Origin of the sequence: Stenotrophomonas sp. Ste96 (genome assembly GCF_024519495.1) — a bacterium.
Taxonomy (GTDB): domain Bacteria; phylum Pseudomonadota; class Gammaproteobacteria; order Xanthomonadales; family Xanthomonadaceae; genus Stenotrophomonas; species Stenotrophomonas bentonitica_A.
In genome coordinates this window covers 941,309-962,435 of sequence record NZ_JALJRX010000001.1, presented here as the reverse complement: position 1 = coordinate 962,435, position 21,127 = coordinate 941,309, and the positions used below count along the sequence as shown (strand labels likewise).

Here is a 21,127-nt window from a genome sequence, read left to right as displayed (position 1 = left end):
TCCCCATGTCGACCACCTCCAAACTGCGCCGCGACATCCGCCGGCGCCGCGAAACCCAGGCCGCCAACCGCGAGCAGGCCAACGCCACGCCGGTTGAGCCGCATGCCGAGCTGCGTGACCAGCAGCGCACGCTGCTGGCCGGTATCGTCCGCCGCGATGGCGAGTGGGTGCTGGGCATGGATGGCCGCATTGCCGGCCAGACCCCCAGCGCGGCGCGGGTGCTGGCCCTGATCATGCAGGCCGCCGAACTGCACGAACGCCAGGGCACGCCGGTGCGCCTGGTCTATTCGGATGCGCTCAAGGATGCCGCGCATGCCGAGGCCAAGGCCGACGGCATGGACTTCGACCAGTTCAAGGTGGAACTGGCCGCGAGCCTGAAGCCGCGTGCCCGCCAGGGGGATGCACCGGCCGAGTGATGGCGGTGCCGCGCAGGGGCTGCTGCTGGTCGGCGGCGCGTTGCCCGGCAAAGCGCACCGATCGGTTCCCATGAAAAAGCCGGCCCGAGGGCCGGCTTTTTCGTTTGCCATGGTGCGCGGACCAGCGGCCAGCGCGACCGGCCAGCGCGACCGGTCAGTGGGCCGCAGGTGCGGCTGCAGCCGGCGCCGCCGCAGCGGTAGCCGCCGGCACCTGCCAGCCACACATCTGGCCCTGGTTCTGCTGCTTGAGCCATTCGTTGACCGGGGTGAAGTACTCGATCATCGGGCCGGCATCGAGCTTGTCGCCACCGGTGATTTCCTTCAGCGTCGCCTGCCACGGCTGGCTGGCGCCCTTGCTCAGCATCGCCCAGAACTTCTGGCCGGCTTCCTTGTTGCCGTAGAAGCTGCACTGGTGCAGCGGCCCCTTGTAACCGGAGGCATCGCACAGGCCCTTGTAGAACTGGAACTGCAGGATGCGCGCCAGGAAGTAGCGGGTGTACGGGGTGTTGCCCGGCACGTGGTACTTGGCGCCCGCGTCGAAGAATTCCTCACCGCGCGCGCTGGCCGGGGCCACGCCCTGGTACTTGGCCTTCAGGTCCCACCACGCCTGGTTGTAGTGGTCCGGGGTGATCGAGCCGTCGAACACGCCCCAGCGCCAGCGATCGATCATCAGGCCGAACGGCAGGAACGACACGCCGCTCAGGGCCATGCGCATCTGCGCGTTGATGGTCGCCTCACGGCTTTCCTGCGGCGTGTCCACCAGGCCGATCGAGTTGAGGTACTGCGGGGTCATCGCCAGCACGATGGTGTCGCCGATCGCTTCGTGGAAGCCATCGTTGGCACCGCCCTGGAACAACGGCGGCAGCGGGTTGTAGGCCAGGTCGTAATAGATGTGGCCCAGCTCGTGGTAGATCGTGGTGAAGTTCTCTTCGTTGGGCTTGATGCACATCTTGGTGCGCACGTCGCCGTCCATGTTCATGTCCCACGCGCTGGCGTGGCAGACCACGTCACGGTCCAGCGGCTTGATGAACTGGGTCTTGTCCCAATACGATTTGGGCAGGGCCGGCATGCCGAGCGAGACGTAGAAGTCCTGCGCGCGCTCGGTCATCTGCTTGGCGGTACGCAGTTCGGCCTCACGCTGCGCCTTGTACAGCGCTTCCACGTTCGCGCCGCTGCCGGCCTTGGCCAGGGCACCACTCAGGTTGCTCTGGTACTGCTTTTCCAGCGCGGCGGTGATGTCCAGGTTGCCGGCACCGGGATACGGTTCCAGCTGGTCCCACAGATTGGACCAGTCCTGCTGCCACATGTTGCCGGTGAGGTGTGCGGCGATCAGGCCACCGTTGACCTCGGCCTTGTCCTTGCCGTACGTGCCGTCGAGCTTGGTGCGCGCGTAGCAGTGCAGCTGCTCGTACATCGGCTTGACCTGGTCCCACAGCCGGTCGGTTTCCGGGCCGATCTGGTCGGCGGGCATGTCATAGCCGCTGCGCCACATCTGGCCGGCATCGGCGAAGCCCATTTCCTTGGCGCCTTCGTTGACCAGGCTGACGAAGCGCTCGTAGTCGGCGCGCATCGGCTTGGTGGTGCCATGCCAGCCCTGCCAGGCGTCGAGCTGCTTGTCGTAGTCGCGGCTGCGCGCGAGCACCTGTTCCAGATCGCCCAGCTGGCGGCAGCTCTGCGGGTTGGCCTCGTCGGTGCAGTACATGCCGGAGCCGTAGGCGCCCTCCATGCGGCTGGCGATGCGGGTCAGCTCGGAGAGCTTGGCCGGGTCGCGCGGGGCGGGCATGGAGGTCATCAGCTTGAGCAGGTGGATCTGGCGCTTGGTGTCTTCGCTCATGGGCTGGCCGTCGTACTGGCCGGCCTGGGCGATCCAGCCGTTGAGGACGGTGAGCCAGCGTTCATTGGCCTTGGCCGCGACGCGCTCGGAATCGTCGTTGATGTAGGTCGACGACAGCCACTGCGCCGAGGTCATTTCCGGGTACATGGCCTTGTACTCGGCGTTGACGCGGGCGATGAACTGGTCCGCGGTTTCCTTGGACTGGGTGGTGCCCGTGGCCGGTGCATCGGCGGGGGACGGTTCCTTCTGGCAGGCCGCCAGCGTCAGTGCGGCAGCACTGACTGCCAGGGCCAGCAGGAGCGGGCGGTGGTTCACGGGCACATCCTTGGGTGGTGTCAGACCGGCGAAGGCTAGTGAAGCGCCGGGCGCACCGCAAGGGGCAGGGCAGCACAGGCGGTTCGATTGGCACCGCCAACGTCAACGGCGATGCGTCCGTGCTCCGTGAGACGGGGCGGTGCGCATGGGACAAGCCTGCTTATGCCTCGCACCCAGCAAACAGATCCCGGCCACGCTCATACACCGAGGTCTTGACCTGCATCAGCCCCAGTACCGAGGGGAACAGATTGTCGTGGTCGGTGTACCTGCCCGCGCGCTCCCGCACGCAGGCCAGGTTGAGCCCGCGGTTGGCTGCGAAGGAAGGGGAGAACCACATCGTCATCGGCACGCGGGTCTGTTCCTGCGGGGCGATCGCGTACGGCACCCCGTGCAGGTACAGGCCCTTCTCGCCCAGCGACTCGCCGTGATCGGAAAGGTAGATCATCGCGGTGTCGTAGTCGTCCATGCCCTTCAGCGTGCCGATCGTGCGCGAGAGCAGGTGATCGGTGTAGAGCAGCGCGTTGTCGTAACTGTTGGTGATCTGCGCGCGGCTGCACTTGCCCAGGTCTGGGGTGTCGCAGGTGGGGGTGAAGCGGCGGAAGCGCGCCGGGTAGCGTTCGAAGTAGCTCGGGCCGTGGTTGCCCAGTTGATGCAGCACCACCACGCGGTCGCCGGGCCTGGCGCGGACCTGGGTGGCCAGGTCGTCGATCAGGATCTCGTCCATGCAGCGCCCGTTGGCGCACAGGCTCGGCTGCTTGGCATCGTCGAGCGCCTGCATCTCCAGGCCCTCGCACACGCCCTTGCATCCGGACTGGTTGTCACGCCACAGCGTGGCGATGCCGGCGTGGTCCAGCACGTGCAGCAGTGACTGGTGAGCGCGGATCTTCTTCTCGTCGTAGTCGTGGCGTCCGTACGGCGAGAAAAGGCAGGGCAGGGAGACTTCGGTGCTGGTGCCACACGAATGCATGTCGGGGAAATTGATCACCCCGGCCTGGGCCAGCTCCGGCGTGGTCTGCTTGGCATAGCCGTTGAGGCCCCAGTTCTGCGCGCGCGCGGTTTCGCCCATCACGATCACCAGCAGGCGCGGGCGGCTGCCGGCTGCACGCGGGGTGGCCTTGGCATCGGTCCCGATCGGCAGTTTCGGAGCGCGCTGGATCGGGTTGTCGCCGCGCAGCGCCTTGGGCAGTCCGAGCAGGAAGTTGCCCGGCGTGGCCAGATAGCGCACCTCGCGCTGGTTGCGCATCAGCGAGGACATCTCCTGGAAGGACAGCATCGCCCCGCCAAAGGCGATCAGCGCCGACAGCAGCAGGAAGCCGGCCCGCCACAGCAGCGCGTTGCCCAGCGTGCGCCGGCGCAGCTGCACGCGCCACAGCAGCAGCATCGGCGCCAGGGCCAACAGCAGCAGCGGCGCGATCAAGGTGGGCGTGATCAGCTCGCGGCTTTCCTTGTGGTCGGTCGCCAGCACGTTGCGCAGCATGTCCGCATCCAGATAGATGTGGTAACTGCTCATGTAGTGCGCGGCCAGCGCCGTGCCGATCAGCAGCACGCTGAGCACCACCTTGGCGTTCCAGCGCCACACCAGCAGCCCCATCAGCAGACAGTGCGCGCCCACCAGGAACAGCAACAGCGAGACAGCGAAGCCGATGCTGCCCGGATGCGTGGCCATCGCGCTGTGCCAGAACAGGCCATTGCAGGCCACCGCGAAGAAGATGCTGGTGAGCAGGATCAGGGTTTCGGTGGTGCACTGCGGGCGCCAGGCACGCAGGGTGGCCAGCGCCGACAAGCGCGTGGCGCGCGGAAGGGTGGTGCTCATGCCACTTCTCCCTGCGCGATGCCTGGTGACGTGCCGCGTTGGCGCAGCCGCACCGGTTCGATCAGCAGATACAGGCCAAGCGAGACCGTCCAGCAGATGGCCAGCGTCCACAGGTCATGCGACAGGAAATGCGCACCGCGCAGCTGCTGCGAAACGCCGAACACGCCGCCAGCCAGCAGGCCGACGGCCAGGCCGCGCCAGCGCCAGGCCGGGTGCACCATCAGCGCGAAGAAGTACAGGCTGACCCACGCAAACCCCGCGCTGGAATGCCCGCCTGGAAAGCACACCCCACGCGGCATCCCGGGTGGGCGTGTTGCGAACAAGCCGATGAACTGCCGGGTGCCGCCATAGCGGGCCAGATCCCACGGGCAATCCATGTTGGTCAGCGACTTGAGCAGCGAGACCACGCCGGTGCCCAGCGCGACGGCCAGCACCAGATACAGCAGCGGCCAGCGCCATGCGGGTGCGCGCTCGGTGCGCCAGGCGTGGAAGCACAGCACGATCGCGACCAGCGCCGCCACATTGCTGGTCCACTTGCCGGCCTGGTGGATCAGGTGGGTGGTGACCCAGGCGTTCTGCAGCGCCCACTGCTGCCCTTCGAGTCGATAGAGGCGATCGGCCAGCCACTGGTCGCCACCGGCGCCCATCAGCATCGCGCTGGCGAGCAGCGCCAGCGCCAGCGGTACCCAGAGGTGGCCGCGGAGCAAGCGTGGGGTGAGCGCGGTGGCCGACGTGGATGAAAGGGCAACGCTGGACGCTGGGAACATGGACAAAGGGGCCGGCGGAAGATTCCGGCGCCATGGTCGTCAGCGCAGTGTCGGAGACCGGTCGGAGCGATGTTGGCCGCCGGTTAAGCGCGGCCTGCCGTTCAGTCTTCCTCGTCCTGCGCGGTGTCGGTGGCCGTGACGGCGGCATGGCAGTCGGCCTGCCAGGCAGTACCCGGGAACAACAGCCACCGGTTGCGGTTGGCGCTGCCGATCTCGATCACCGCCGCCGGGTCCACGCACGGGCTGATCGCTTCATCGAGCACCAGCAGCCAGCGCTGGCGCGGCGCCTGTGACAGCCACGGCCCTGCGGCCTGCCATTGCTGGTCCCACGGGGTCTTGAAGCCGAAATCGGTCACCGGGCGGTCGGCCTGCAACAGGTTCTGTTCGCGCCAGGCGACCACGCCGAGCTCGGCCTCCCCGATCCGCAGGCCGACGCGCTGCATTACCGCCGAGGCGGAGCTGTACGGGTCCAGGGTCGGCATCAGCACCCAGCCGTACAGATTCCAGAGCAGGAAGGCCGCCGCGACCACCAGCGCGCCTGCCCGGCGCTGGCGCCACCACAGGGCCAGCGCCAGCAACACCACGCCGAAGGCGATCAGCCAGCCGCCAAGCACGGGCAGCAGCGTATCGGGCATCGCGCGCCGCGCCAGTTGCACGTGCGCCCATTCGCTGGCCGACCACAGCTGGGTGCCGACATACAGCGCCGCCACGCCGAGGACGGCGACATAGGCCCACAGCAACCAGCGCAGCCCGGCCCGGCGCAGCAGCCCGGGCAGCAGCGGGGCGGCGGCCAGGCACAACGCGGGCAGTATCGGGAAGATGTAGACCTCCCGCTTGCCCGGGCTGGCGCTGAAGAACACCAGCACCAGCAGGGCCCAGCCCAGCAGCAGCCACCAGCGTCCATCCAGGCGCTTGAGGCGGCGCCACCATGCCGGAACCAGGGCGGGCAGCAGCAGGCTGCCCGGCAGCCACAAGGTCGCCATGACCTGCAGGTAGTACCAGGCCGGCTTCACGTGGTGCCAGGCGTTCGCGTAGCGGGTGGCGGTCTGCTTGAACAGCAGCTCGCGCGCATAGGCGTGCAGGGCCGGGTCGGCCGAGTGCAGCAGCGCCACGCCCAGCGGCGCCAGCCACACCGCCGTGCCGAGCAGGAAGGCCGGCAGCAGCCACCACAGGTCGCGGGCAGTGCCGGCCGGCCGCCTGGCGCCGCGCACGCGCCAGCGCCAGGCGGCGAACGGCAGCAGCACCAGCAGGGGCAGGAAGCCCACGCCCTTGGTCACCGTGCCCAGCCCGGCGGCGAAGCCGGCCAGCCACAGCGCGGGCCGGTTGCGGCCTTCCAGCAGGTGGCGCAACAATCCCCATAGCGACAGGGTGGTCATCGCCACCAGCACCATGTCGATCTGCGCCCGCTTGGCCATCAGGCCGAACTGCAGGCAGCTGAACAAGGCGAGCATCGCCCACCAGCCGACACGCCGGTTCCACAACCGCCGGCCCAGGTCCCAGGTCAGCCAGAGTGTCAGCAGAGCGGCAAGCAGCGAAGGCACCAGGAAGGCGATGGTCCAGCCGCCGAACAGCTGGTGGCTGGCGGCCTGCAGCCACATGAACACCGGCGGTTTTTCCGCGTACAGTTCGCTGCCACGGTGAGGCAGCAGCCATTGCCCGGAGGCGACCATGGCCCGTGCAGCCAGCACGAAACGGGGTTCATCGGGCGGTGAGGGCTGGCGCAGGCCGATGCCCGCCGCCAGGGCCAGCAACAGGGCAAGGCAGACCAGCACACGCGGCCAGCGCCGCAGGAAGAAGGATTCGGTCACGCCAGGCTCTTTGGCAAAACGGCCACTGTCTCCCCGACAGCGTAGGAAAAGCGTCGTAACCACCCCCATTGCGACCGGATTCCGACAGGGTTCCCGCTACCATGCGCCCAACCGGTCAAGAGAGTCTCCCATGCGGCTGCTGGTCATTGAAGACAACCGTCAGCTGGTTGCCAATCTATTCGATTATTTCGAATCGCGGGGCCATGTGCTGGACGTCGCGCCCGATGGCGTGACCGGCCTGCACCTGGCCGTGTCGCAGCCCTATGACGCCCTGATCCTGGACTGGATGCTGCCGCGCATGGAAGGGCCCGAAGTGCTGCGCCGGCTGCGTGCCGACCACGGCTCGGAAGTGCCGGTGATCATGCTCACCGCGCGCGACGAACTCCCCGACAAGATCGCCGGCTTCCGCGCCGGCGCCGACGACTACCTGACCAAACCCTTCGCACTGCCCGAGCTGGAAGTACGTCTTGAAGCGCTGATGGTGCGCGCCAAAGGGCGCAACCCGCGCAAGCTGCTGGAAGTGGCCGACCTCAAGCTGGATCTGGCCACCCTGGAGGCGCAACGCGACGGCAAGCCGCTGCACCTGTATCCGGCCTGCCGCAAGCTGCTGGAGGTGCTGATGCGCGCCAGCCCCGGCGCGGTGACCCGCCAGCAGCTGGAATTCGCACTGTGGGGTGACGAGCTGCCCGACGGGGATCTGCTGCGCTCGCACGTGTACGAACTGCGCCGCAGCGTGGATGGCCCGTTCCAGCAGAAGCTGATCCACACCTTGCCGCGGGTCGGTTACCGCCTCGGCGTTTCCGCGGCGGGCGGTGCAGATGAAGTGGCGTAAGCGCCCGCCCACGCCATCGCCGATGCACCGGCGCATGGTGTGGTGGCTGCTGGGCTACCTGGCGCTGATTTCGCTGGCGGTGTTCAGCGTGGGCAACTACGTGCACGAACACGCCGAACACTCGGCATGGCGGGCGCTGCTCAACTCCGAGCTGGACAGCATCGTCAACCACATCGAACACGAGCCGCACTACCGCTGGCAGGATTCGGACACGCTGCGGCTGTTCTACATCAACGGCAGCCCGACGGTGCCGGACAGCCTGCGCACGCTGCACCCGGGGCTGCACGACGGCGTGGAGGTCAACGGCCGCGCCAGCGCGGTGATGGTGCGTGAAACCACCCAGCTGGGGCGCTTGGCGCTGGTGCTGGACATCAACGATTTCCACGAGCTGGAGCAGTTCGCCACGCGCTGGGTGCTGCTGGCCGGCGTGCTGATGATCATCGTGACCGTGCTGATGGCCTCCTTCGGCGTCGGCCGGCTGGTGCGGCCGCTGAGCTCGCTGGCACGGCGCATCGACGATCTGCACCCGGGGGTGCCCGGGCAACGGGTGGAGGTGGACCCGCGCGCCAGCTCCGAGCTGTACGTGATCGCCAACGCGCTCAATGACTACCTGGCGCGCAACGAACAGTTCGTCGAGCGCGAGCGGGTCTTCATCAGCACCGCCAGCCACGAACTGCGTACGCCGATCGCGGTGATCACCGGGGCCTCGGAACTGGCGCTGGGCCAGCCGGACATTCCAGACCGTGCGCGCCAGCAGATGCAGCGTGTGCACCGCACGGCCCAGGGGGTGGAGCAGCTGATCCAGCTGCTGCTGGTGCTCGCACGCGACCCGGCCCGGCTGGCCGCGCTCGGTGAACGCATTCCGCTCGACCTGCTGGTGCCGGACATCATCGAAGACCATCGCCATCTGATGGGCGACAAGGACCTGCACATCGAGATCGACGGCCTTGCGCGCGTGGATATCATCGCCCCGCTCGGCGTGGTCCAGGCCGCGATCGGCAATCTGCTGCGCAACGCGATCGAGAACAGCGGTCGCGGCACCATCCACATCCAGGTCTCCGGGCAGGCCGTGGTGACGCTGCAGGACCCCGGGCTGGGCATGAGCCCGGAAGAGATCGCCGCCGTACATGCACGCATGGCGCGCGGCGATCGCAACGAGCAGAGCGGCATCGGCCTGGAGCTGATCGCCCGGCTGTGCGAGCACCTGGGCTGGGCGCTGCAGATCCAGCCCTGTGTGCCGCGCGGTACCTGTGTGATCCTCGATCTGGGCGCTTCGCTGCCGGGTCGCTCTGAACGCGCATCGCTGCCCGCGTCGTGATCGGCCCGCGCGCTGCGCTGCAAAGTGTGGCGTCGTGAAGACAATGTTAAGCTCCGGAGGCGCCGCTCTATGCGGCGCTTTTTTTTATCCCTTCGATCGACAGAGGATGGCTTGATGCCGACCGAACCCAGTACTGCCCTGATCACCAATGACATCGTCGGCCTCGGCCTGATCGCCGCCACCCTGGCCGTGATCTTCTGGGCCGCCAGTGGCCCGACCCCGATCCTCAAGAAGATTTTCGCGTGGGTGCCGGCGCTGTTGCTGTGCTACTTCATCCCGGCCATCTACAACACCGCCGGCCTGATCGACGGCCATAACACCTCGCTGTACAACCCGATCGCCCGTGACGTGCTGTTGCCCGCAGCGCTGGTGCTGCTGACGCTCTCGATCGACCTGAAGGGCATCATGAAGCTGGGCCCGAAACTGCTGGTGGTGTTCTGCGCCGGTACGCTGGGCATCATCCTCGGCGCGATCGTGTCGTTCCAGACGATGTCCTGGATCCACCCGGCCACCGTGGCCGGTGATACCTGGAAGGGCATGGCCGCCCTGGCCGGCAGCTGGATCGGCGGCGGCGCCAACATGGTGGCGATGCGCGAAGTGTTCGGCACCGATGCCACCACCTTCGGCCAGTTCGCGGTGGTCGACGTGGCCTGCGCGAGCCTGTGGATGGCGGTGCTGCTGTTCCTGGCCAACCGCGCCCAGCAGATCGATACGCGCAATGGCGCCGATACCCGTGCCATCGATGAGATGAAGGCCCGGATCTCCGCCTACGAGGCGCAGAACGCCCGCATTCCCAGCCTCACCGACCTGATGGTGATCGTCGGCGTGGCACTGGGTGGCGTCGGTCTGGCGCATGCCATCGCCGCACCGCTGAGCGGCTGGTTCAAGGCGAATGTGAGCTGGGCCAGCCAGTTCAGCCTGGACAGCGCATTCGTCTGGGTGGTGCTGTTGTCCACCGCGCTCGGCCTGGGCCTGAGCTTCACCCGTGCACGCAGGCTCGAATCGGCCGGTGCCTCGCGCCTGGGCACCCTGTTCCTGTACTTCCTGATCGCCTGCATCGGCATGCAGATGGACCTGCTCTCGCTGCTCGACCGCCCGTGGCTGTTCGCGCTGGGCGCGATCTGGATGCTGACCCACATCCTGGTGCTGTGGATCGCGGCCAAGCTGATGCGCGCGCCGCTGTTCTTCTTCGCCATCGGTTCGCAGGGCAACATCGGTGCAGCCGCTTCGGCGCCGGTGGTGGCCGCGGCGTTCCACCCGAGCCTGGCGCCGGTCGGCGTGCTGCTGGGCACCGTGGGCTACGCCACCGGTACCGGGCTGGCCTATGTGACTGGCCTGATCCTGAAGTGGATGGCGGGCGCGTAAGCGGGATCATGATCGCGCGCGTACCGGCCCGTCCGGGACGCGCAGTCCGGTCGTGCCGGCCCCGGGCCGGCGCCACACCTGGGAGAGACGTGTGACACCTCATTGTTCTTCGTTCATTGCCGTCAGTCTGGACGGTTGTATCGCGCGCGCGGATGGCAGTCTGGACTGGCTCGACCACGCCAATCAGAGCGTGCCGGCCGGTGAGGATTGTGGATACGCTGCCTACATGGTGCCGATCAAGGCGATCGTGATGGGGCGGCGCACCCTCGAGAAGGTGCTGTCCTTTCCCGAATGGCCTTACGCGGATCTGCCGGTCTATGTGCTGAGCCACACCCTGCAGGCCGTTCCGGAGGCGGCACCAAACTCGGTGCGGCTGCATTCCGGGGCCTTGTCCACATTGATGGAAGAAGCGGCAACGCGTGGCCTGGACCGACTCTACATCGATGGCGGACGCACGGTGCAATCCTTCCTCGCCGAGGGCCTGTTGCGGGAGATCACCGTGACCACGATTCCGGTCCTGGTTGGTGGTGGCCTGCGGTTGTTCGGCGAGGCCGGGGCCGAAGCGCTCCTGACGCATCGCGCCACCGTGGTGTACCCGTTCGGATTCGTGCAGACGCGCTACGCCATCGGCAGCGCTGGCTAGGGCCGAGGGTCGGCCAGGCACCGGCCTGGGGCCATCTACAGAAACGGCGGCGCTTTCGCGCCGCCGTTTGGTTGCAACGTTGTCGCGACCTCCGGCCGGGACCGTGCGGACGCTGCGGCGTCAGCAGCAGCGCCCCCCGTTCTTGCCGCTGTACCGCGCCTCCTGGCGCTCGCGGAAGAACGTCTTGTAGTCCATCGGCACGCGGTCCGGATGATTTTCCAGCACATGCCGGACGTAGTTGTCGTAGTCGGGAATGCCGCAGCACAGCCGCGCGGTCTGCACCAGGCGCCGCCAGATGCGGCGATGGGCCTGGTACTGACCGGCGGGGACGAGTTCGGTGCTCATCACAGGTCCGCCATCTGGTGCGGCTGCAGTGCCACGTACGGGGTTTCCTTGTCGGTCCGCTGCGGCGTGCGGCGGGCCATGAAGATGGTCTTGATCGCGTAGAACAGGATCGAGAACACCACGAACAGGAACAGCACGGTCAGGCCGGTGTTGACGTAGGCGTTGACCACGATCTGGTGCATCTGGCCGACGGTCTTGGCCGGGGCGGTCAGGGTGCCGGTGGCGATCGCGTCCTGGTACTTGTGCGCCTGGGCCAGGAAGCCCTGCGCCGGGTTCTTGTCGAAGATCTTGATCAGCCCTGCATAGGTGGTGCAGATCAGCAGCCACACCGCCGGCACACCAGTGACCCAGGCGAAGCGGTCACGCTTCATCTTGAACAGGACCACGGTACCCAGCATCAGCGCGATACCGGCCAGCATCTGGTTGGAGATGCCGAACAGCGGCCACAGGGTCTGGATGCCGCCGAAGGGATCGACCACGCCCGTATAAAGCAGGTAGCCCCACAGCGCCACGCAACCGGCGGTGGCGATGATGTTGGCCGTCCACGATTCGGTCTTCTTCAGGGCCGGGATGAAGTTGCCCAGCAGGTCCTGCAGCATGAAGCGACCGGCACGGGTACCGGCGTCGACCGCGGTGAGGATGAACAAGGCTTCGAACAGGATCGCGAAGTGATACCAGAACGCCATCATCGCGTTGCTGCCGCTCGGGATCGCCTCGTGCAGGATCTGCGCGATGCCCACTGCCAACGTCGGTGCGCCACCGGCGCGGTGCAGGATGGTCGGCTCGCCGATCGCTGCGGCCGTGGCCTCCAGCTGCTCGGGGGTGATGATGAAGCCCCACGTATTGCTGATGTAGGCCGCAGCGGAGACCGCATCCGGGCCGATCACGGCGGCCGGCGCGTTCATGGCGAAGTAGATGCCCGGGTCGATGATCGAGGCGGCCACCAGCGCCATCACCGCGACGAACGATTCCATCAGCATGCCGCCGTAGCCGATGTAGCGCATGTGGCGCTCATTGGCGAGCAGCTTGGGCGTGGTGCCCGAAGCGATCAGTGCGTGGAAACCGGAGACCGCGCCACAGGCGATGGTGATGAACAGGAACGGGAACATCCCGCCCTTCCAGACCGGGCCGTCGCCGCTGGCGGCGAACTGGGTCAGGGCCGGCATCTTCAGCTCGGGCATGACGATGAGGATGCCGATCGCCAGCGCCACGATGGTGCCGATCTTGAGGAAGGTGGAGAGGTAATCGCGCGGGGCCAGCAGCAGCCACACCGGCAGCACCGAGGCGACGAAGCCGTAGCCGATCAGCATCCAGGTGATCTGGATACCGGTGAAGGTGAAGGCCGGGCCCCAGACCGGGTCGGCGGCGACCTTGCCACCGAACCAGATCGCGGCGAGCAGCAGGATCAGACCGACCACGGAGATCTCACCGATCTTGCCCGGGCGGATGTAGCGCATGTACACGCCCATCAGGATCGCGATCGGCATCGTCGCGATGACCGTGAACATGCCCCAGGGGCTTTCGGCCAGCGCCTTGACCACCACCATCGCCAGCACCGCCAGGATGATGATCATGATCAGGAAGGCGCCGAACAGGGCGATGGTGCCGGGCACCGGCCCCATTTCCTCACGCACCAGGTCACCCAGCGAGCGGCCGTTGCGGCGGCTGGAGAGGAACAGGATCATGAAATCCTGCACCGCGCCGGCCACGACCACGCCCACCACCAGCCAGAGCAGGCCGGGCAGGTAGCCCATCTGCGCGGCCAGCACCGGGCCGACCAGCGGGCCTGCACCGGCGATGGCGGCGAAGTGGTGGCCGAACAGTACGTGCTTGTTGGTCGGAACGTAATCCAGACCGTCGTTGTTGATCACCGCGGGCGTGGCCCGGGTCGGATCGAGCTGCATCACCTTGTCGGCGATGAACAGGCTGTAGAAGCGATAGGCGATGAGATAGATGGAGACCGCAGCGACGACGATCCACAGTGCATTGATGGGTTCACCGCGGCGCAGCGCGACGGTGCCTAGACAGAAGGCGCCGAGCAGTGCGATGACTGCCCAACCCAGTTTCGAAAAACCTTTCATGAGATTGCGTCTCCCTGGAGATCGTCGTAAGAGTCCGCCCTCGCACTGACGGGGTCAATGCAATGGCGGGGGCTTGCCGCTAGTACTTTGGTCGTAGGGTGGGCGCGGTGCGTGCCCGTGCACGTCATCGGAACACCACGCTTGGAACAATTGGTTGCGGGCGTGGCGGTTGGCCGGCGGGGCCGGCGCGCCCATCTTGTAGGCAGTTCACCGATCCTGGAGTCATCATGAGCAGCCCAACCCCGGTGCGCGTGCTGCGCACCATCCGTGGCATGGCCACCTCCGATGGCGCCGGCGTGCGCCTGACGCGCGTGATCGGCGGCCCCTCGCTGCCCGACCTGGACCCGTTCCTGCTGCTGGATGAATTCGGCACGGACCGCGCCGAGGACTACATCGCCGGCTTCCCGAGCCACCCACATCGTGGTTTCGAGACCGTGACCTACATGCTCGATGGCCGCATGCGGCACAAGGACAACCATGGCAACGAGGGCCTGCTCACGCCGGGCAGCGTGCAGTGGATGACCGCCGGCCGCGGCCTGATCCACTCGGAGATGCCCGAGCAGGAATCGGGGCAGATGCGCGGCTTCCAGCTGTGGGTGAACCTGCCCGCACGCGAGAAGATGACCGAGCCGAAGTACCAGGAGTTCGCGCCGGACCATATTCCGGTGACGGCACCGGCCGGGGGCGTGCAGGTGAAGGTCATCGCCGGCCAGGTGGGCGACACGGTCGGGCCGATCGTGCAGCCGGCCACCGATCCGGTGTACCTGGACATCACGCTGGATGCCGGCGCGGGCTGGCGCTACACGCTGCCCGATGGCCATAACGCGTTCGCCTACGTATTCGAAGGCGGGCTGGAGATCGGCGAAGGCGACGATGCGCGCCCGGTGGCCCGCCAGGAAATGGCGGTGCTGGGCGGCGGCGAGCAGCTGGTCCTGCGTGCCGGTGAAACCGGGGCGCGCCTGATCCTGGTGGCGGGCCGCCCGCTGCGCGAGCCGGTCATGCGGCATGGGCCGTTCGTGATGAATACAAAGCAGGAGCTGATGCAGGCCTTCGTGGATTTCCAGGAAGGCCGCTTCTGAGGGGCGTTGGCACCGCCCGCTGGCCGACAAACGCATGACACCTGACGGTGTGGGAGGCGCCGGCGAGCGGCCGGCGCTACCGTGGATGGCGGGATGAGTGCGGTGCACCGTCCCGGCCTCGTGCTCAGCGCCCGGCGGCGACGGCCGAGGGCGTCAGGCTCATGCCCTGCGCCAACGATTGCAGCGAGCCGAGTTCGCTGGCGTCACCGGCATACAGCGCGATCTGGGCAAAGCGGTTCCTGTCGAACTTGACCACGGTGATGCGGCGGGTTTCATACCCCGGCGGCTTCTGGCCGCCCAGGTCGGGCTGGTACCAGTACAGGGTTTCACCGGCGAAGCTGCCTTTTTCCTGGCGCAGCGCACGGTTCAACGGCAGCTCCGGATTGCGTGCGCTCAAGGTCAGGCTGAGCACTTCACGCCCATCGGCGGTGCTGGCCCTGCACAGGATCAGGTCACGCTGGGCCAGTTGCTGCCAGTTCAGGCCGCTGCTGGCGGGCAGGGACGGACATTCGCTGGTCGCTTGCGCCGCGACGGCGCCGGCAGACACCAGCAGACACACACACACGACAGCGCGCAGGACGTTCATGCATTCCCCCAAAGGTCGATGATCGCGTCCGTCGCTGACAGCCGTTCCGGTGGCCGTCGACAACCCAGGCCGTGGTGGCGCATTCCCCGCGCGCCTACCGGATCACTCGCTGCCGTCAGTGTCGGACGAGTGCTCGGGACCTTAACGGAATGTGACTCAGTGTACAAATAACGGTTTCAGTTGATTCCTTTGTCAGCGGCCGGGCGGGGGTTGCCCGCCCGGCCCTGAGCATCAGCGCGGCGCGGTGCCCATCCACTTGTAGAGAGTGCCGCCGATCAGCCCGCCCAGCAGCGGCGCCAGCCAGAACAGCCAGAGCTGGCCCAGTGCGCCGCTGCCGGCGAACAGGGCTACGGCAGTGGAGCGCGCCGGATTGACCGAGGTGTTGGTGACCGGAATGCTGATCAGGTGAATCAGGGTCAGGGCCAGGCCGATCGCGATCGGGGCGAAGCCGGCCGGTGCGTTGCCATGGGTGGAGCCCATGATCACGATCAGGAAGAATGCGGTGAGCACCACTTCGCAGAGGGCGGCGGCGGCGACGCTGTAGCCCCCCGGCGAAAGTGCGCCATAGCCGTTGCTGGCGAATGCGCCGGCCTGGCTGCCATCGATCTGGAAACCGGGCGCGCCGGAGGCGATCTGCAGCAGGATGAAGCCGGCCAGTGCGCCGCCCAGCACCTGCGCCACGATGTAAGGAAGCAGCTCGCGCGCGGGGAAGCGGCCGCCAGCCCACAGGCCGACACTGACCGCCGGATTGAAGTGCGCGCCGGACACGTGCCCGAACGCGTAGGCGCCGGTCAGCACGGTCAGGCCGAAGGCCAGCGCGACGCCCAGAAAGCCGATCCCCAGCGGATTGCCATCGCCGCCGAACGTGGCGGCCAGCACGGCGCTGCCACACCCACCCAATACCAACCAGAACGTGCCCAGGAACTCGGCGGCCAGACGTTTGCCCATGCTCATCGACGTGCTCCACGTGTATGCCCGGGGTGGGCAGGCGCAACGTAGCTGAATCGGGGTTCATCGGGGTGACGATGGCGTCAATGCCCGACGAACGGTCGATGGCGGTGCGCAGGTCAGTACGTGGGCAGCGGAATGAACTCTTTGTCGTCGCCGGGGATGGTGCCGAAACGCCCGGATTCCCAATCGTGCTTGGCCTGCTCGATACGCTCAGTGGAGCTGGACACGAAGTTCCACCACAGGTGGCGCGGGCCATCCAGCGGTTCGCCGCCCATCAGCATCGCCTTGATCGGGGTCTTGGCGCGCAGGCGGCCGCGGGCACCGGGCTCGGGAATGATCAGGTGCTGGGCGGGAACATCCACGCCATCGAGCTGGGCCTGGCCTTCCAGGATGTAGAGCGAGCGCTCGGCGTGGCCGGTATCGAGATCGATTTCCGCATCGGCATCCAGATCGATGGCAACGTTGAGGGTATCGGCGAAGACCTTGACCGGCGATTCTTCGCCGTACGCGCGTCCGGCGATGACACGCAGCCAGGCCCCGTTGCGGCGCTGCTGGGGCAGGGTGGCGGCGGCATGGTGGTAGAACGCGGGGTCGGTCTCTTCAAACTGCTTCGGCAGCGCGAGCCAGGTCTGCATGCCGTGCAGCGGATGGTCGTGCTCGCGTTCGACGGTGGGCGTGCGTTCGGAATGGGCGATGCCGCGGCCGGCGGTCATCCAGTTGACGTCGCCGGGGCGGATCACCTGGTCCGAGCCGAGCGTGTCGCGGTGGCCGATGGCGCCGGACCACAGGAAGGTGACGGTGGCCAGGCCGATATGCGGATGCGGGCGCACGTCGATGCCGGTGCCGGGGGAGAGCACGGCCGGGCCCATCTGGTCGACGAAGACGAACGGACCGACGCTGCGCGCCTGCAGGGTCGGCACGGCGCGGCGTACCTGCAGGCCACCGATGTCATGGATGCGGGGGGCGATGATGGTCGTCATGCGGGCGGTCTCGCTGGCGGGGACAGAGCGGGAGGATCGCATGCGGGGTGTGGGGGCGGGAGGCCTGTATCGGTAACAGGTTGTTCTGGTCGCACAGGGACGGCAGCACAAACGACAACGCCACCTCACGGTGGCGTCGTCACATCACATCATCGCGCCTCAGATCACGGGCTCACGCAGTACCGGCGAGTCCCAGCCCGGGCGCGGGGCGAAGCGACCGCCGTAGCGCTGCTGCAGCACCTTGAGGCGTTCGACCAGCACATCGGCACCGGTGGCGCGGATGTACTGGATCGGGCCACCGCGGAACGGGGCGAAGCCGGTGCCGAAGATCACGCCGGCATCGAGCAGGTCCGCATCGGCAACCACGCCGTCGTGCAGGCAGGCCACCGCTTCGTTGAGCAGCGGCAGGATCAGGCGGTCTTCCAGATCGGCCGGGATCTCGTAGTTGGCGGGGACGTCCGGCTTCTGCGCCCGGCCGTTCTCCCACTTGTACAGGCCCTGCCCGTCCTTCTTGCCGCGCTTGCCCTGTTCCACCGTCGCCAGGGCAGCCGGCACCTGCAGCCCGAGGAAGGGCGCCAGTTCCTTGCCCACGCCTGCGGCCACGTCCAGACCGACGGTATCGAGCAGTTCGATCGGGCCCATCGGCATACCGAACTTGACCGCGGCCTTGTCCAGTACCGGCCCGGGCACGCCTTCGGCATAGGCGGTGGCGGCTTCGAGCATGTACGGGAACAGCACGCGGTTGACCAGGAAGCCAGGGGTACCGGCGACGGGCACCGGGAATTTGCCCAGTGCCTTGCAGAACGACGCCAGGCGACGCTCGGTTTCCGGGGCCATGCCGTCGTGGTGGATGATTTCCACCAGCGGCATCTGCGCGACCGGGTTGAAGTAATGCAGGCCGGCAAACTGCGCCGGGCGCTGGATGTGGTCGCGCAGTTCGTCCAGCGGGATCGAGGAGGTGTTGGTGGTCAGCAGCGCATCGGCCTTCATCGTCGGCTCCAGCGACTGGTACAGATCACGCTTCGCTTCCGGATTCTCGATGATCGCTTCGATCACCAGATCGGCCAGCGCCACGCCCTCGCCCGCGAGATCGGCCTTCAACCGCGCGGCCACGGCCGGGCGCTTGCTCTCGTCCTTCACCCGCTTGGCGAACAGCGCCTGCGCGCGTTCCATGGCCGGATCGATGAAGCGCTGCTCGCGATCCTGCAGGGTCACGTTGAAGCCCTTGTAGGCCGACCACGCGGCGATGTCGCCCCCCATCACGCCGGCACCGACCACGTGCACGTGCTGGATGCCATGGTCCTTGCCACCCAGGGCCTTCAGGCGTTCGGTCAGGAAGAAGATGCGGATCAGGTTGCGTGCGGTCGGCGTGCCGGCCAGCTTGACCACCGCGCGACGCTCGGCATCCAGGCGGGTCTGGATCGGGCTGCCACCGGTGCGCGCCCAGGTGTTGATCAGCGCGTACGGCGCCGGGTAGTGCTCCTTGCGCGCCTTGCGGGCGACCTGCTTGGCCATCTGCGGGGCGAGCAGCCTGCGCGCCAGCCAGGTGTTGGTGATCCACGCCGTCGCGCGCTGCTTGAACGGGCGGGTGGTGCCCTTCAGTGCGAGCGAGACCGCGGTATCGAGCAGCACGGCGGGCGCGACGACCTTGTCGACCAGGCCGATGTTGCGCGCGGCCGAGGCCGACAGATTGCGGCCGGTCAGCATCATGTCCATCGCCGCCGGCGCGCCGACCAGCTGCGGCAGGCGCGAGCTGCCGCCCCAGCCCGGGAAGATGCCCAACTGGGTTTCCGGCAGGCCGATCCGGGTGGACGGATCATTGGAGGCCACGCGGTAACGGCAGGCCAGCGCCAGCTCGGTGCCGCCGCCCAGGCAATGCCCATGGATCGCCGCCACGGTCGGGCAGGGCAGTTCGGCCAGCTTCTGGTAGGTGCTCTGGCCACGGCGGATCGCGTCATTGACGGTGCCGCGGCGGTCGAACGCCTGGAATTCCTTCAGGTCCGCCCCGGCGATGAAGCCGGCCGCCTTGATCGACTGGATCACCACCGCCTTGGGCGGGTCCATCGCGATCCGCTCGATCAGGTCGCCCAGTTCGAGCAGCACGTCCTGCGACATGGCATTGACGCTGCTGTCCTGGCGGTCGAGGCTGAGCACCACGACGCCATCGTCACGGATCTGCGGGTGCCAATGCGAGAAGCGGAGCCCATCGAAGCCTGAGAGCATGGGAACGTTCCATCCGGTTGTGTATGGAGAAGGGGGCTATGATCCAGAGGTTGTTTCCTCCCCGTCAAATCCCTATAGCTGGGGGAGAGATACCGTCGATTCATTGCCTGGATCGGAAACCTTAACGGAACGGTGGTTAAAAGCTGGTGCGGCGCCGTGTGATCGAGCGCTGAACTTTTCCCGGGATTGGCAGTCTCATTGCCCGACGTCGGTTGGGCTGACAGGAGTGCGGCCCCCCATGGCCGAGGTTGAAACACCACAGGAGCTGGACCTGGAGCTGGTCCGACGTGTGCAGCGTGGCGAGAGCGCGGCGTTCGATGTCCTGGTGCGCAAGTACCAGCATCGGGTCATCGCGCTGATCGGGCGCTACATCGCGGACTGGAGTGAATGTCAGGACGTCGCCCAGGACACGTTCGTCCGCGCGTACCGCGCGATCGGCAGTTTCCGCGGCGACGCCCAGTTCTATACCTGGCTGCACAGGATTGCCGTGAACACTGCCAAGAACCATCTCGCCGCGCACAACCGCCGCCCGCCCACCGATGACATCGAAATCGGGGACGCCGAGCAGTACGACAGCGGCACCCGCCTGCGCGACACCGACACGCCCGAACGCGAATTGATGCGACAGGAACTGGAACAGACGGTGATGAAGGCAGTGTCCGCGCTGCCTGAAGAACTGCGGTCAGCCATCACCATGCGCGAGGTGGAGGGCCTGAGCTACGACGAAATCGCGCAGAAGATGGGGTGCCCGATCGGCACCGTGCGGTCGCGGATTTTCCGTGCCCGCGAGGCGATCGACACTGAACTTCGGCCGCTGCTCGATGTGGGCAGCGCCACCCGCGAGAAGAGCCGCGCATGAGCCACGATATGTCCAATGATGCTTCCCGGGGCGCGTCCCCCGATAAATTCGACGCCCATTACCGTCAGCAGCTGTCCTCGCTGATCGATGGTGAACTGTCGGCCGATGAAGCGCGCTTCATGCTGCGTCGGCTGGAACACGATGAGGCCTTGTCCAGCTGCAACGAACGCTGGCAGATGCTGGGCGATGTGCTGCGCGGGCAGGCCTGCGCACCGGCCCCGGTCGATTTCGCCGAGCGTGTGCGCGCGTCCGTGGCCGTAGAGCCCGCCCCGGCGATGCAGGCCAGGGTGGAGCGTGGCCCGGAGCAGGCGCAACGGCGCGGCAGCTGGCGACGCTGGGGCGGTGGCGCAGCGTTGGCCGCCTCCGTGGCCGCGGTGGCGATGTTCATGACGCGCGAACAGCTGCCCGCCCAGGCCCCGCTGGAGGCGCCGACCACCATCATCGCCAGCCAGGCCGAACTGCCGGCCGCACCGGTTACCGAAGCCTCGGCCGCCGAACAGGCACTCGCCGTGGCTGCGGTGCCGGCGGCTGCGGTGGCGGCGGCCAGCCGCCGCCAGGACGTGGCCACCGCACGCCGCGCCAGCGCCAGCGCCACGCGTACCCAGCAGGCCGCGCGTGGCAGCGCCGCCGAACGCAGTGCCGAACCGCAGCGGGCGGTTGCCAGCCAGGCGCCGTTGACCCCGGCCATGCCGGCGGCGACCGTGCGGCAGTTCCCGTTCGGTGAGGTCGGCAACCTGCAGGCCAAGCCCTGGCCGCGGTCCAGCCTGGCCCCGGCTGCGGGCGGGGCGCTCAATGCGAGCTTCTCCACCCAGGCGCCGCAGGCTGCGTTCTATCCCTTCGAGCCGCGTCTGCAGGAGTCAGCCGAAACGGCCGAACCCGCACGCCGGCACCGCGACTGAGCATCGTCGCGGC

Annotated in this window: 18 protein-coding genes; 8 read left to right on the top strand and 10 right to left on the bottom strand. The window is 67.5% G+C overall.

The window, feature by feature from the left end; translation table 11 throughout:
- Nucleotides 1–5 precede the first annotated feature (5 nt).
- Nucleotides 6–416, top strand: coding sequence for a hypothetical protein (locus OC373_RS04510; protein ID WP_070425682.1), 411 nt, complete (start codon nt 6–8; stop codon nt 414–416).
- Between the two features lie 154 nt (nt 417–570).
- On the opposite strand, the gene OC373_RS04505 is transcribed toward OC373_RS04510, so the two are convergent.
- From OC373_RS04505 to OC373_RS04490, 4 genes are all read right to left on the bottom strand, one after another.
- Complete coding sequence (locus OC373_RS04505) at nt 571–2,565, bottom strand: M2 family metallopeptidase (RefSeq protein WP_261997138.1); 1,995 nt, start codon at nt 2,563–2,565, stop codon at nt 571–573.
- A 160-nt stretch (nt 2,566–2,725) separates the two neighbouring features.
- A complete protein-coding gene (locus OC373_RS04500; protein ID WP_261997137.1) occupies nt 2,726–4,378 on the bottom strand; it encodes a phosphoethanolamine transferase in 1,653 nt (550 codons plus the stop codon).
- Nucleotides 4,375–5,145, bottom strand: coding sequence for a phosphatase PAP2 family protein (locus tag OC373_RS04495; protein ID WP_172838031.1), 771 nt, complete (start codon nt 5,143–5,145; stop codon nt 4,375–4,377). The genes OC373_RS04500 and OC373_RS04495 overlap by 4 nt, the downstream gene beginning before the upstream one ends.
- A gap of 101 nt (nt 5,146–5,246) precedes the next feature.
- Nucleotides 5,247–6,953: a glycosyltransferase family 39 protein gene (locus OC373_RS04490; RefSeq protein ID WP_261997136.1), complete on the bottom strand. Its 1,707-nt coding sequence runs from the start codon at nt 6,951–6,953 to the stop codon at nt 5,247–5,249.
- Between the two features lie 130 nt (nt 6,954–7,083).
- Here OC373_RS04490 and OC373_RS04485 point away from each other — a divergent pair, with 130 nt between their 5' ends.
- The 4 genes from OC373_RS04485 (at nt 7,084) to OC373_RS04470 (ending at nt 11,111) form a co-directional block, all read left to right on the top strand.
- Entirely contained in the window at nt 7,084–7,785 is a 702-nt protein-coding gene (locus tag OC373_RS04485; protein ID WP_070425677.1) for a response regulator transcription factor, read from the top strand.
- A complete protein-coding gene (locus tag OC373_RS04480) occupies nt 7,772–9,103 on the top strand; it encodes a HAMP domain-containing sensor histidine kinase (protein WP_261997135.1) in 1,332 nt (443 codons plus the stop codon). The genes OC373_RS04485 and OC373_RS04480 overlap by 14 nt, the downstream gene beginning before the upstream one ends.
- Nucleotides 9,104–9,217: 114 nt before the next feature.
- Nucleotides 9,218–10,468 (top strand): DUF819 family protein, encoded by a 1,251-nt coding sequence (locus OC373_RS04475; protein WP_019183465.1) that lies wholly within the window; start codon nt 9,218–9,220, stop codon nt 10,466–10,468.
- 52 nt (nt 10,469–10,520) lie between these two features.
- Nucleotides 10,521–11,111 (top strand): dihydrofolate reductase family protein, encoded by a 591-nt coding sequence (locus OC373_RS04470; protein WP_315985449.1) that lies wholly within the window; start codon nt 10,521–10,523, stop codon nt 11,109–11,111.
- A gap of 120 nt (nt 11,112–11,231) precedes the next feature.
- On the opposite strand, the gene OC373_RS04465 is transcribed toward OC373_RS04470, so the two are convergent.
- Nucleotides 11,232–11,456, bottom strand: coding sequence for a CstA-like transporter-associated (seleno)protein (locus OC373_RS04465; protein WP_070425674.1), 225 nt, complete (start codon nt 11,454–11,456; stop codon nt 11,232–11,234).
- Entirely contained in the window at nt 11,456–13,537 is a 2,082-nt protein-coding gene (locus OC373_RS04460) for a carbon starvation CstA family protein (protein WP_070425673.1), read from the bottom strand. The genes OC373_RS04465 and OC373_RS04460 overlap by 1 nt, the downstream gene beginning before the upstream one ends.
- A gap of 227 nt (nt 13,538–13,764) precedes the next feature.
- On the opposite strand from OC373_RS04460, the gene OC373_RS04455 reads away from it, so the two are divergent.
- Nucleotides 13,765–14,616, top strand: coding sequence for a pirin family protein (locus OC373_RS04455; protein ID WP_070425672.1), 852 nt, complete (start codon nt 13,765–13,767; stop codon nt 14,614–14,616).
- Between the two features lie 124 nt (nt 14,617–14,740).
- Here OC373_RS04455 and OC373_RS04450 read toward each other — a convergent pair whose 3' ends face one another.
- The 4 genes from OC373_RS04450 to OC373_RS04435 all read right to left on the bottom strand — a co-directional run bounded on the left by OC373_RS04450 (nt 14,741) and on the right by OC373_RS04435 (nt 19,356).
- Nucleotides 14,741–15,202: a hypothetical protein gene (locus tag OC373_RS04450; RefSeq protein WP_070425671.1), complete on the bottom strand. Its 462-nt coding sequence runs from the start codon at nt 15,200–15,202 to the stop codon at nt 14,741–14,743.
- Between the two features lie 231 nt (nt 15,203–15,433).
- Entirely contained in the window at nt 15,434–16,156 is a 723-nt protein-coding gene (gene aqpZ, locus OC373_RS04445; protein WP_019183459.1) for an aquaporin Z, read from the bottom strand.
- A 113-nt stretch (nt 16,157–16,269) separates the two neighbouring features.
- Nucleotides 16,270–17,133, bottom strand: coding sequence for a pirin family protein (locus OC373_RS04440; protein ID WP_070425670.1), 864 nt, complete (start codon nt 17,131–17,133; stop codon nt 16,270–16,272).
- 159 nt (nt 17,134–17,292) lie between these two features.
- Complete coding sequence (locus tag OC373_RS04435) at nt 17,293–19,356, bottom strand: 3-hydroxyacyl-CoA dehydrogenase NAD-binding domain-containing protein (RefSeq protein WP_070425669.1); 2,064 nt, start codon at nt 19,354–19,356, stop codon at nt 17,293–17,295.
- A 238-nt stretch (nt 19,357–19,594) separates the two neighbouring features.
- Between OC373_RS04435 and rpoE the strand changes: the two genes are divergently transcribed.
- A complete protein-coding gene (rpoE, locus tag OC373_RS04430) occupies nt 19,595–20,215 on the top strand; it encodes an RNA polymerase sigma factor RpoE (protein ID WP_019183456.1) in 621 nt (206 codons plus the stop codon).
- On the top strand, nt 20,212–21,114 hold the full coding sequence (locus OC373_RS04425) for a sigma-E factor negative regulatory protein (RefSeq protein WP_070425668.1): 903 nt from the start codon (nt 20,212–20,214) through the stop codon (nt 21,112–21,114). The genes rpoE and OC373_RS04425 overlap by 4 nt, the downstream gene beginning before the upstream one ends.
- The last annotated feature ends 13 nt before the right edge of the window (nt 21,115–21,127 follow it).